The organism is Stenotrophomonas mexicanensis, assembly GCF_032911605.1.
In the GTDB taxonomy this organism is placed as follows: domain Bacteria; phylum Pseudomonadota; class Gammaproteobacteria; order Xanthomonadales; family Xanthomonadaceae; genus Stenotrophomonas; species Stenotrophomonas maltophilia_A.
Genome location: NZ_JAWJTG010000070.1, coordinates 1 through 12,179 on the forward strand (window position 1 = coordinate 1; position 12,179 = coordinate 12,179).

At 66.8% G+C, this 12,179-nt stretch carries 10 protein-coding genes and 1 tRNA gene; 6 read left to right on the forward strand and 5 right to left on the reverse strand.

The window, feature by feature from the left end:
• Positions 1 to 388 precede the first annotated feature (388 nt).
• Positions 389 to 1,414 (forward strand): NADPH-dependent curcumin/dihydrocurcumin reductase, encoded by a 1,026-nt coding sequence (gene curA / locus R1L06_RS19850; protein ID WP_317218559.1) that lies wholly within the window; start codon positions 389 to 391, stop codon positions 1,412 to 1,414.
• Between the two features lie 79 nt (positions 1,415 to 1,493).
• Here curA and R1L06_RS19855 read toward each other — a convergent pair whose 3' ends face one another.
• On the reverse strand, positions 1,494 to 2,336 hold the full coding sequence (locus R1L06_RS19855) for a bifunctional transcriptional activator/DNA repair enzyme AdaA (protein WP_317218560.1): 843 nt from the start codon (positions 2,334 to 2,336) through the stop codon (positions 1,494 to 1,496).
• A 132-nt stretch (positions 2,337 to 2,468) separates the two neighbouring features.
• On the opposite strand from R1L06_RS19855, the gene R1L06_RS19860 reads away from it, so the two are divergent.
• Complete coding sequence (locus R1L06_RS19860) at positions 2,469 to 3,230, forward strand: SDR family oxidoreductase (RefSeq protein ID WP_121504549.1); 762 nt, start codon at positions 2,469 to 2,471, stop codon at positions 3,228 to 3,230.
• 6 nt (positions 3,231 to 3,236) lie between these two features.
• Here R1L06_RS19860 and R1L06_RS19865 read toward each other — a convergent pair whose 3' ends face one another.
• Positions 3,237 to 3,722, reverse strand: a complete 486-nt coding sequence (locus R1L06_RS19865; protein ID WP_317218561.1) for a hypothetical protein — start codon at positions 3,720 to 3,722, stop codon at positions 3,237 to 3,239.
• 161 nt (positions 3,723 to 3,883) lie between these two features.
• Here R1L06_RS19865 and R1L06_RS19870 point away from each other — a divergent pair, with 161 nt between their 5' ends.
• A complete protein-coding gene (locus R1L06_RS19870) occupies positions 3,884 to 4,054 on the forward strand; it encodes a hypothetical protein (RefSeq protein WP_165929940.1) in 171 nt (56 codons plus the stop codon).
• Between the two features lie 61 nt (positions 4,055 to 4,115).
• Here R1L06_RS19870 and R1L06_RS19875 read toward each other — a convergent pair.
• Positions 4,116 to 4,191, reverse strand: a tRNA-Ala gene (locus R1L06_RS19875).
• Positions 4,192 to 4,428: 237 nt separating this feature from the next.
• Between R1L06_RS19875 and R1L06_RS19880 the strand changes: the two genes are divergently transcribed.
• On the forward strand, positions 4,429 to 6,759 hold the full coding sequence (locus tag R1L06_RS19880) for a TonB-dependent receptor (protein ID WP_317218562.1): 2,331 nt from the start codon (positions 4,429 to 4,431) through the stop codon (positions 6,757 to 6,759).
• Positions 6,760 to 6,834: 75 nt separating this feature from the next.
• On the opposite strand, the gene R1L06_RS19885 is transcribed toward R1L06_RS19880, so the two are convergent.
• On the reverse strand, positions 6,835 to 7,908 hold the full coding sequence (locus R1L06_RS19885; protein WP_032130293.1) for a hypothetical protein: 1,074 nt from the start codon (positions 7,906 to 7,908) through the stop codon (positions 6,835 to 6,837).
• Positions 7,909 to 7,998: 90 nt separating this feature from the next.
• Positions 7,999 to 9,078 (reverse strand): ribonuclease D, encoded by a 1,080-nt coding sequence (gene rnd / locus R1L06_RS19890; protein WP_032130292.1) that lies wholly within the window; start codon positions 9,076 to 9,078, stop codon positions 7,999 to 8,001.
• A gap of 84 nt (positions 9,079 to 9,162) precedes the next feature.
• Between rnd and R1L06_RS19895 the strand changes: the two genes are divergently transcribed.
• Together R1L06_RS19895 and R1L06_RS19900 are read left to right on the forward strand one after the other, a co-directional pair.
• Positions 9,163 to 11,049, forward strand: coding sequence for a formylglycine-generating enzyme family protein (locus tag R1L06_RS19895; protein ID WP_317218563.1), 1,887 nt, complete (start codon positions 9,163 to 9,165; stop codon positions 11,047 to 11,049).
• An 89-nt stretch (positions 11,050 to 11,138) separates the two neighbouring features.
• Positions 11,139 to 12,035 carry a M48 family metallopeptidase gene (locus tag R1L06_RS19900; protein ID WP_032130290.1) on the forward strand — a complete coding sequence of 299 codons (897 nt, stop codon included), beginning with the start codon at positions 11,139 to 11,141 and terminating at the stop codon, positions 12,033 to 12,035.
• Positions 12,036 to 12,179 lie beyond the last annotated feature (144 nt).

Sequence of the window (12,179 nt, forward strand, 5' to 3'; positions counted from 1 at the left end):
ACCGCCGACACGGGGATTTTCAATCCCCTGCTCTACCAACTGAGCTACTCGGCCACATGTTTCGTTGCAGCGAGGTCGCTGCCAAGGACGCGTATATTACGGAGGTCGGCTGCCTTCGGCAAGCGTTTTGCCAAGATTTCTTCACATTGCCGTCTGCGCGCTCGCAAGTGCTTGATCCTCCGTCGTGGGGCGGGGCGTGGCCAGTCGATCATCGTCTGCGGTGGAAATCAGCAGATCGCCGCGATCGCCAAAGCTGCAAGGGCAAGGGCTGCGCCGGACCTGCGCCGGTCCGGGCGATGGAACGCTGTTTTCGTGGCCGCCATCGGGGATGGCTGCGGCGTAGTGTCGGCACTCCTTTCCTGATGCTGGCAACAGCAGAGACCTGGCCATGTCCGATCCCTCGACCACCTCCCGCATCGTGCTTGCGTCGCGTCCGCAGGGGGCGCCAAGTGCAGCCAACTTCCGCCTGGAACAGGTTGCATTGCCGTCATTGGCCGATGGCGAGGTGCTGCTGCGCAACCGCTACCTGTCGCTGGACCCGTACATGCGTGGACGCATGGACGAGGGCCCCTCGTATGCCGCGCCGGTGGCGGTGGGCGCGGTGATGGAAGGGCAAACCGTGGCCGAGGTGCTGCAGTCCCACGCCGAGGGTGTAGCCGCAGGTGATCTGGTGCTGGCGCCGGGTGGCTGGCAGACCCACGCGGTGCTGCCGGCCAAGGCGCTGGGGCGTCGGCTGGATCCGGCCGGCCTGCCGTTGAGTACGGCGCTGGGCGTGTATGGCATGCCCGGTTTCACCGCCTATTCCAGCCTGCATGAAATCGCCCGCCTGAAGCCGGGCGAGACGCTGGTGGTGGCCGCCGCGACCGGGCCGGTCGGCGCGACTGTGGCGCAGCTGGCGAAGCTGCAGGGCGCGCGCGTGGTCGCCATCGCCGGTGGCGAAGCCAAGCGTGCCTATCTGCAGACACTGGGCGTGGACGTGGCGCTGGATCATCGCGCCGCTGATTTCGCCGCGCAGCTGCGCGCGGCGGTGCCCAGGGGTATCGACGTGTATTTCGAGAACGTGGGCGGGCATGTGCTGGATGCAGTGCTGCCGCTGCTCAACGACTTCGCCCGCATTCCGGTGTGCGGCACCATCGCGACCTACAACGAGCGGGGCGTCGAGCAGCCCGGCCCGGACCGGTTGCCCGCACTGTTCAGCCAGATCCTGCGCCAGCGCCTGACCGTGCGCGGTTTCATCGTGCACGACTTCAACCACCTGTGGCCGGAGTTCGAACGCGAGATGCCGCAGTGGCTGCGCGACGGCCGCATCCAGTACCGCGAGGATGTGGTGGAAGGGCTGGAGAATGCACCGGAGGCGTTCTTCGGGCTGTTGCAGGGGCGCAACTTCGGAAAGCTGGTGGTGAAGCTGGATTGAGCGTTCGCCGGGATTCGCCGGGCATGGCCCGGCGCTACCGCGCGGTGTGCCGACCAAGGTCGGCAGCTACCGGGTTGCATCAGCCGTTGGCTGCCTTTTCCCGGCGCAGCAGTTCGCGCTTGCGCGCTACGCCCCAGGCATAGCCGGACAGGTCGCCATCGCGGCGCACCACGCGGTGGCAGGGCACGGCCACCGCCAACGGATTGCTTGCGCATGCGCGTGCGACGGCACGGCTTGAGCGCGGCGCGCCGATACGCGCGGCGATATCCGCATACGAGGCAGTCTGCCCGCGCGGAATCTGCTGCAGTGCCTGCCACACCCGTTGCTGGAACGCGGTGCCACGGATATCCAGCGGCAGCGTGGCGCCTCGCGAAGGATCCTCGACCAGGCCTACGACCTGCGCCACCAGTTGCTCGTAGCCCTGGTCGGCGCCGACCAGTTCGGCTTGGCGGAAGCGTTGCTGCAACGACTGCAGCAGTGTCTCCGGATCGTCGCCGAGCAGGATCGCGACCACGCCGGTGGCACTGCTGGCCACCAGCACGCTGCCAAGGGAACTTTCGGCAAGCGCGAAGTGGATGACTTCGCCGCGCCCCCCTGCGCGCCATTGCTTGGGCGTCATGCCCAGCAACTTCGGTGCGTTCTCGTAGAAGCGTCCACTGGAACCGAAGCCAGCATCGTGGAAGGCGTCGGTGATGCGTTCCTGTTGTTCCAGCCCGGTGCGCAGGCGGTCGGCGCGCAGCGCGGCGGCGTACTGCTTGGGGGTCAGCCCGGTGGACTGCTTGAACAGGCGATGCAAGCGCGTCGGGCTGCAGCCAGCAATATCGGCCAGTTCCTGCAGCGAGGGTTCGTCGAGGCTGGTCTGCAGGTGGCGGCAGACCCGTTCGATGCGGTCATCGAGGGCGGTGGTGGCGGTACTGTCCATGGCCGGATTCTGGCACGTGACGGTGCTGCGGAAACTCCGTTTCCTGCACTCACCTGTGGGGCCCGGAAACGGAGTGTTGGCGGGCCAAAGGCACGGCATCGTGGCGGCCACTTCACAACCGGTACCACGACCATGCGCCTGAACAACAAGATTGCTCTCATCACCGGTGCCAGCGCCGGTATCGGCCGCGCCAGCGCGCTTCGCTTCGCTGCCGAAGGAGCAAAGCTGGTGCTCAACGCACGCCGGCCGGAGCCGCTGCAGGCGCTGGCCGAGCAGATTCGCGCTGCCGGTGGCGAAGCCGTGGTGCATGCCGCTGACGCGGCCAACCCGGGCACGGCGCAGGCGCTGGTCGATCTGGCCCAGCAGTCATTCGGCGGCCTGGACATCGCGCTCAACAATGCCGGCATGCTCGGCCCGGGCGTGCCGGCGGCGGAGTTTCCGGTGGATGCCTGGCGCGAGGTGATGGCCACCAATCTCGACGCCGCCTTCCATGCGGCACGCGCGCAGCTGCCGGCACTGCTGGCGCGCGGCGGCGGCTCGCTGGTGTTCGTCGGTACCTTCGTCGGCCACACCGTGGGATTCCCGGGCATGGCGGCCTATGCGTCAAGCAAGGCCGGGCTGATCGGCCTGAGCCAGGTGATCGCTGCCGAATACGGTGCGCGCGGCGTGCGCAGCAACGTACTGCTGCCCGGTGGCACCGATACGGAGATGGGCCGGCAGGCCGCACCGACCGGCGATGCCCGCGACTTCGTGCGCTCGCTGCACGCACTCAAGCGCCTCGCCGAGCCGGAGGAAATCGCCAATGCGGCGCTGTTCCTGGCCAGCGATGAGAGCAGTTTCGTTACGGGTACCGCGATGCGCGTGGAGGGTGGGGTGTCGATCACCCGTACCTGAGCGCGGTCACGTGCGTGGTGAGTAGCGAATGCCGCTGCTGGCCATGAAGCCTTTCGGATCGAAACGGGCCCAGGCTTCGCCCCAGTTGAACCGGGCTTGGCCGCCGCTCAGCTTGCGACCCAGCGCCGCACCCAGCGTGCGGCGCATGAAGGCGACTTCTGCATCGATTGCGGCCTGGGTCGGCCAGCCGTCTTCCAGTGCTGCACCGGGTAGATCGACCCCCATCGTCACCATGTCGAGCTGTTGCCCGTGGAAGCACAGGCTGATGCCAGCGGGCGCACCGCTCAGGCTGAGCCGGTGCAGGCTCAACCAGTGATAGCCGGTGCCGACATCACGCTCCCCACTTACCAAGGCGGTAAAGGCGATGCGCGCTTCATCCAGTGAGAGCGTGGGGCAGATCAAGGCCGGCAGATTGCCGAGCTGGATGCTGCCGTCGGTCGCATCGAGGCGCATCGGCACGGCGTGTGCTGCGTGCTGGGCAGAAGAGGGCATGGCATACCGGTGGGCGTGGTGCCTCGGATTCTGGCTGCACGGGGGCCGCAGCGGCAAGCCAGTGCCTGCACATGACGTTGGCACAGGACTGACCTGTGGCTTACCCGGCAACCTCTAGCGTGATGGGCAACGTTGGCGTTCCGCCGGCGAGGGAGATTTCAATGAACGAGCGAGGCAAGGATCAGGACCCGAAGCAGGGCATCCAGGAAAGCCGCCAGGACAGGAAGCAGGACGACGTGGCCAAGCAGCGGCCGGGGCAGCGCGATCAACAGGTGCGCGATACGCACTCGCGCAGCCCGCAGCGCAAGGACGGCGGCGAGGAGCCGGCCTGAGCCGGGGGGCTGAAAAGAAAAAACCCGCAGATCACGGAGATCTACGGGTTCTTCTGAATAGTGGTGGAGCCAAGGAGGATCGAACTCCTGACCTCGTCATTGCGAACGACGCGCTCTCCCAGCTGAGCTATGGCCCCACGGCAGGGCTTCAGTCTAGCCAAGCGCCTGCCGCTTGCCAAGCCGATCAAAGGAATTCCATGTCGAGACGCGAGGCACATCAGCGGGTGACTGTGCCGAAACCGCTTGTTTCACCGGGTTTGGGTGCTGCGCAACGAAATCGTAACAATTTGGGGGATAATGGCGGCTTGCGCAGTTCTCCTCCTTTTTGCCGCCCGGCTCGCGCAGGCCGCACGGACGCCTCCTCAGAGCATTTCATGCCCTCCCATTCCGATTCCCGCCGCCTGTCGGGTATGTCGTCTTCCTTTGTTTCCTTCCGCCGCCATCCGCTGGCCCTGGCCTGTGCCGGCCTGGCCCTGGCCGGCAGCTTCGGCGCCGCCGCACAGGACAGCGCGCCGACCCCGACCGGCCTGGACACGATCACCGTGACCGCCGAACACCGTGAGCAGAACCTGCAGGAAGTGCCGGTCTCGGTGGGCGTGGTGCAGGGCGAGCGCATGCGCGACTTCACCGCCGGCGGCGACGACACCCTGCTGGCGCTGTCCGGCCGCGTGCCGAGCCTGTATGCGGAAACCACCACCGGTCGCATCTTCCCGCGCTTCTACATCCGTGGCCTGGGCAACATCGACTTCTACCTCGGTGCCTCGCAGCCGGTGTCGATCATCCAGGACGACGTGGTGCTGGAACACGTGGTGCTGAAGTCCAACCCGGTCTATGACGTGGACCAGGTGGAAGTGCTGCGCGGCCCGCAGGGCTCGCTGTTCGGCCGCAACACCACCGCCGGCATCATCAAGTTCGACACGCTGAAGCCGACCCAGGACTACACCGGCCGCGTCAGCGCCAGCTACGCGACCTACAACAGCGTGTCGATCGACGGCGGCTTCGGTGGCCCGATCAACGACATCGCCTCGTTCCGTGTGTCGGCCCTGTACCAGCACCGCGACGATTACGTCGACAACACCTACAAGGGCCCGAGCGCCGACGGCACGGTCAGCCCGAAGAAGAACGCCATGGGCGGCTTCGATGACCGCAACGTGCGCGCCCAGCTGCTGCTGACCCCGAGCGACCAGTTCTCGATCCTGGCCTCGGCCCACGCCCGTGATTACGAAGGCACCTCAACCCTGTTCCTGCGCGGTGCGCTGACCAAGGGCTCGAACAAGACCGACGTGCCGCGCGACAAGGTCGCCTACGACGAAGCCGGCAACAACCCGCAGGCGTACAAGACCTATGGCGGTTCGGTGAAGGCGCGTTATGACTTCGGCGCGATCGACTTCACTTCGATCACCGCCTACGAAACCACCTCCGGTTACAGCCGTGGCGACACCGACGGCGGCGCCGCGGTGAACTTCCCGGTCAACGGCGTGCCGAACGGCTACGGCCAGTCGATGGGCCGCATCCGTGACCTGGACCAGTGGACCCAGGAATTCCGCCTGACCAGCCATGACGACAGCGCCCTGCAGTGGCAGGCCGGTGCGTTCTACTTCAACGGCAGCGACACCACCGACTTCTACCAGCGTGCATGGTTCCTGCAGGGCGCGGCCCGCAACCCGAACAACTGGGTGCGCCTGCGCAACAAGAACACCTCGTGGGCCGGTTTCGGCCAGCTGAGCTACGCCTTCACCGACAAGTTCACCGTCACCGCCGGCCTGCGCCAGACCAAGGACGAGAAGCACACCCGCCTGCTGAAGACCGCGGACACCGCTGCCGGCGTGGTCACCTACAAGGGCCGCACCGACGTCAAGATGTCTGACACCACGCCGAGCTGGGATCTGAGCGCGATGTATCAGATCACGCCGGACGTGAGCGTCTACGCCAAGGTTGCGCGTGGCTTCCGCGGCCCGACCATCCAGGGCCGTTCGGCGGTGTTCAATGCCGATTTCACCACCGCCGATTCCGAGACCATCCTGTCCTGGGAAGCGGGCGTGAAGAGCAGCCTGTGGGACAACCGCCTGCGCCTGAACGCCACCGCGTTCACCTACACCGTCAACGACATCCAGCTCAACGGCAACGATTCGGACGGCAACGGCGTGCTGTTCAACGCCGACAAGGCCAAGGCCTACGGTTTCGAAGCGGACATGGAGCTGCGTCCGATCCCGAACCTGACCCTGAGCGCCGGCCTGAGCCTGCTGCACAGCGAGATCAAGGACAAGCGCGTGTACGCGCAGGTCTGCGGCCTCAATGGCCAGGTGGTCTGCACCGTCGGCGACCCGACCATCAAGGTCGGTGCCAACACCTTCGCGCAGATCGACGGCAACCCGCTGCCGAACGCGCCGAAGTACAACGTCAACCTGGCGGCCCGCTACGACTTCCCGGTGAGCGACGCCGGCACCATGTTCGTGTCCACCGACTGGAACAAGCAGGGTTACACCAGCTTCGTGCTGTACGACAGCAAGGAGTTCAACTCCAAGGGTGACTTCGAGGGTGGCCTGAAGATCGGCTACTCTGGCAACTACGGTGCCTACGAAGTGGCGCTGTTCGCGCGCAACATCACCAACGAGAAGAACCTCAAGGGTGTGATCGAGAACTACATGGCCGCGGTCTACAACGAGCCGCGTACGGTGGGTGTCTCGCTGAACATGAACTGGTAAGCCTTACCCCGTCGTGTAACGGAAACGGCGCTCATCGAGCGCCGTTTTTCGTTGCTGGCCAGGCATCATCCGTGCTCAAGGCGTGGCGCTGACGCCCTTGCCCAGCGCTGCATCGGACGGCGCACTGGGGCCCAGCACCTGCAGCTGCATCGCCTCCATCCGCTCCAGTACCTTGCGCTGCTTGCCGTTGAGGCCGCGCGAGGTGATTGCGATGTGCTTGCGTGCAGCGTCCAACGGCGCGGGTTGGTAGTGCACCCTGAAGCGGCGCAGGGCGCAGCCCGTCAGCTTGTCGACCGGTGCGCAGTCGTTCGCGTTGAAATCGATATCGCCGTCGGCGGCAACAATGAAGGGGCTGAGCAGGATCTGCCCTTCGTGGGCAGTGAAGGCCAGTGGCGCGTGGGCCTTGGCGATGACCGCCTGGATGCGTACGGCAGGGATGTCTTCAGGGACGATCCTGTCATCCCAGTAGCCTTCGGTCGGGCGCGAGGTTTCGTAGTTCTGGGTGCCCCATGCCACGCAGTTGCCGGAAGCCACGTGCACCGAGATGCAGACCTGCTGGGAGTGCTGATCGGTCAGGACGCCCGGTGGTACCCAGACCTTCTTCCAGGAATAGAAACGGTAGTCGACGTCGGCAAGGCGGGTGGCGCCGATGTCCTTCGATACTTCGTCCATGGTCCCCAGCGGCTTCAGCTTGGCCACGCGGGTGTTCAGGCGGTAGTTCTCCGCACCGTTCAGCAGATAGGTGCCCGGCGGAATCAGATGCACCTCGAACACGTCCATCAACACCGTCCGCTGCGGGCCGGTTTCCAGTTCGTTGGTGTTGAACAGCTGCACATAGCCCTGGGAGGGAATGTCCTTGTGCTGGAAGGACACCCGCGTCGAGAACCCGGGCAGGTCGGTCGAGCGGTTGCCCAGATGAAAGCCGGGGACCGGAGAGCCGACGCCTGGCCCGCCGTTGTGCACGACATACGGGGCCGGCACCAGCACGGCAACCAGACCATCGCGGGTGGCACCGTCAATGATGTCCACCAGCTTGGCTGTGTTCTCCTTTTCCTGTGCATAGGAAAGTGGTGCGGCCTGCCCAGCGCATGCCAGGACCAACGGGGTTAGCAGCAGTGCGCAGGCGGTCGCGATCTTGAGGGTCTGCATCGACGTCTCCTTGTCAGTACCGGCAAACCCTAGCACGGCCCCAGCAGGCCTGAGGTGCACGGCGCCGACGTGGTCCGGCGCCTTGTGCCATCAACGTGCCGGCAGCAGCGCCTGCAACCGCGATTCCAGTTCCTGCTGGCGCCAGCCGGCCAGTGCTGCCGGCCATTGGCGGCGTTCCAGATAGCTTTCCAGATGCTTGCGGGAGGCCAGCACGCCATCCGGCAGGCCCAGCTCGCGGCTGCGCTCGGCCACCGCGTCTTGAAGCTTCTTCACCGCCTGCTTGTTGCTGTCGTTGGCGGGTAGTGCCAGCGGTGCCCCGGCCTCATCGGCCAGCGGTGTGGACAGCGCCTGCCAGACCGCGCCGGCCAGCTTGCGCGGTGCCTTCGGGAACTGCTCGAACAGCTTGCCCAGCGCAGCCTCGTCGGCCGGTGGCGTGCGCGCCAGGGTGGCGGCCAGTTCGTTGTCCAGGATCCAGCTTCGCGGGCGGTCGCTGTTGCGTGCCTGTACATCACGCCAGCGCAGCAGGCGCAGCAGGCGGTGCTGTGCGGCCGCGTCGAGGAACTGCGCCGAGCGCATCGCCAGATGCGGCCAGCGGTCTTCGTCATTGGCGACGCTGGCCAGCAGGCGCTCGCCATCGTCGTGCAGCCACTGCTGGCGGCCGAGCGCCTGCAGCTTGGCATCAATGGCGTCATGCAGTGCGAACAGGTGCTCGACATCGTCGGCGGCATACTGCAGCTGCGACTCCGAAAGCGGGCGGCGCATCCAGTCCGAACGGGTTTCGCCCTTGGCCAGGGCGACGCCGGTGATTTCCGCCACCAGCTTCTGGTAGCCCATGCCGCCGCCGATGCCGGCCAGCGCAGCACCGATCTGGGTGTCGAACAGTGGTCGCGGCAGCACGCCGCACGCCCACTTGAAGGCGACCAGGTCTTCGCTGGCGCTGTGCATCACCTTGGTGATGGATTCATCGGCCAGCCACGGCGCCAGCGCCTCGGTCATGCCGGGAATCAGCGGGTCGATCAGCAGGATGTCCTGCCCGACCGCCATCTGCACCAAGGCCAGCTGCGGCCAGAAGGTGCGCTCACGGATGAATTCGGTATCCAGGCCGATGCGGGTCGGGCGCTGCTGGAAGTACGCATCCAGCTCGGCGGGGGTGGTGATCCAGGTTGCCACGGGTCAGGGCCTACTACTCGGGTTTGCTCAGGCAGGGGAGAATAGCCTAACGTCGGTGCGCGTCCGTGCCGAAGGAGGCTCTGCTTGCGTTTTTCGTTGTCGCCCGTGCTGTGCACCGTCCTGGCCTTGGCCCTGGCCGGCTGCACGCCGTCGCCCCCCACGGCAACGGACCGGAGTGCCGGGGAACAGGCGCGCCCGTCCGCGGACGCAGACAGCGACGAGCGCCCGCAGGCCGGGCAGGGCAGCGTGACCATCGCCGGTGAGGATGCCGCCGAGGATGTACAGCAGTGGACGCCGCCGCGGGTGGACCGCCAGGGCCGCAGCCTGGCCCAGTTGCGACGCGCCGCCGAGCAGGCGTTCGCCGAAGGACGGCTCTATGAGGATGCCGATGCCGCCATCCCGCTGTGGCTGGCGGTACAGGAAGAGGATCCGGATGACCGCCAGGCCCGCCAAGGCCTGCAGCGCGCCCGCGAGCGCCTGCAGCAGCAGGCGGATGCGTTGCTGGTGCGGCCGCTGAAGCAGCGCGAGGCGCTGGCCGAGGCCAGCCGCCAGGCGCTGGTGCTGCTGACCCTGGCGCCGAAGGACGAGAAGGTGCGTGCGCTGCAGGGACGGGTGGAGCTTGCCCAGCGGGTCGTGGCCTATAACCGCGCCGGCGAAGAGGACCTGCGCTCGGACCGGATCGGTGAAGATGGGGATGGGGCCATCGGCAACTTCCGTGAGGCACTGGCACTGGATGAGGACAACAGCCGCGCACGGCAGGGACTGGCCGCGGCCGAAAGTGGACTGATCCGCCGCGCCGAAGACGCGGCACGCACGCGTGATTTCGCCAGCGCCGGCACCTGGCTGGCCGAAGCGAGCAAGGTGCGCGACTCGTCGCCCACCATCGCCGACGCGTTCGAGCGCATCGAGCAGATCCGTGCGGCGGCATTGCTGCAGCTGCGCGATGACGGCCTGCGCGACCTGTCCACGCCGCAGGGCCTGAAGCCGGCGCGCGAGAAACTGGCCGAGGCCCTGCGCATCGCCCTGCCGGGAGACGCGGTGGTGGCCCAGCTGCGTGAGCGTATCGACCTGGCCACCCACTACGGCAGCTTCCGCCCTGGACAGGTGTTCAGCGACGCCATGCGCGATGGCGGACGCGGGCCGCAGATGGTGGTGGTGCCGCATGGCGGTTTCCAGATGGGCGCCGGCGATGCCGAGCCGGGCTCGAGCGATGCCGAGCGACCATCGCACTATGTGCGCTTTGATCGAGGCTTTGCGATGGCGATCACCGAGGTCACGGTCAGCGATTTCCAGCGCTACGTGAAGGCGACCAATGCGCGCCCACGGGCGACGCGGCGCGGCCATTCGGTGGTCTATGACGAACGCAGCGGCAACTTCATCCGCCGCAGCGGCGTGGACTGGCGCTCGGATTACGACGGTGGCCGCGCGATGGCCAATTCGCCGGTGATGCACGTCAGCATCCGCGATGCCGAAAACTATGCGGCGTGGTTGTCCGAGCAGACCGGGCGCAGCTACCGGTTGCCCAGTGAAGCAGAGTTCGAGTACGCGCTGCGCGGTGGCAGCAGTGGTCGCTACCCCTGGGGCGATGCCGGCACGCCGCCGCCGGGCAGCGGCAATTTCACCGGCAGCAAGGACGTGTCGCCGTCCGGGCGGCATTGGCACAACGCCTTCATCGGCTATGGCGATGGCTGGTGGGGGCCAGCACCGGTAGGGAGTTTCCAGGCCAATGCCTTCGGCCTGCACGACATGGGCGGCAATCTCAGCGAATGGGTGGCCGATTGCTGGCATGCCAGCTACCGGCGCGCGCCCTCCGATGGCGCCGCCTGGTTCAACCCGGGCTGCCGCGCACGGGTGATCCGGGGTGGCAACTGGGCCAATGCGCCGGAGCAGACCCGTGCCGCCTGGCGGCAATCCCAGGACTCGGATACCACCAACGCGCGCATCGGCTTCCGCCTGGTGCGCGGCATCTGATCGGCGGCCGGCTTCACCCGCTGCTGGCATCGGCGCACTAAGATTGCGCCGTGCCCGCCGGCCGGCGGGGCCCGCTGGAAGCCGACCCGATGCGCAATGATCCCTTCTCCCGCTCGCCGCAAGGCCCGCAACGGCGTGGCCTGTTCGGCAACATCCGCTGGTGGGTGCTGTTGCTGGCCGCCGGCTATGCGGTCTTCTACTGGTTTTCCAACCGCACGGTGGATCCGTATACCGGCGAGAAGGTGATGATCGACAGCAGCCTGGATGCGCGGCAGGAGACCGCTTTGGGGCTGCAGGCCTACCAGCAGATCCTGTCGCAGGAACGGCCGATGGATCCCAATGCGCCGATCGCGCGCGATGTGCGTGACATCGCCCAGCGGCTGATTGCCAAGGTCGATGTGGTGGAGACCGCGCTGGCCCAGGAGCACGGCGTGCAGCCGGCGCATTTCGCGCGGGATTTCCAGTGGGAAGTGAATGTGATCCCGTCCGAGCAGGCCAATGCGTTCTGCCTCCCGGGCGGCAAGATGGCGGTCTACACCGGGCTGGTGCCGGTGGCGCGCACCCGCGATGCGATGGCGGTGGTGATGGGCCATGAGATTGCCCATGCGCTGCTGCGCCACGGTGCACAGCGGATGGCCCAGCAGAAGCTGACCCAGATCGGGCAGGTGGCCGGCGCCGCCAGCGGCATGGATGCGCAGCAGCAACAGATGATGATGTCGGCGATGGGTTATGGGTATCTGCTGCCGTATGCGCGCAGCCACGAGACGCAGGCCGATGAAGTGGGGCTGATGCTGGCCGCAGCGGCGTGCTTCGATCCACGCGAGGCGGTGCCGCTGTGGCAGCGCATGGGCCAGGCCAGCGGTGGCCAGGCGCCGCCGGAATTCTCCTCGACCCATCCCAACCCGGGTACCCGCATCCAGAACCTGCAGGCGTTGATGCCGAAGGCACTCGAATACCGGCAGAAGTTCTGCGAGCAGGCAAAGTAAAGGGTTGTTCGGCAGGGCTGCGCCCTGCACCTGCCGAAGCAACAGCAACAGCGTGCATTCCGTGGGATGGCGGGGTGGGTCCGGTTGCGGGGGCCGCTGCAAGTACGTCCATGTAAGCTAGGTCGCCGCATCCATGCGGCTCAC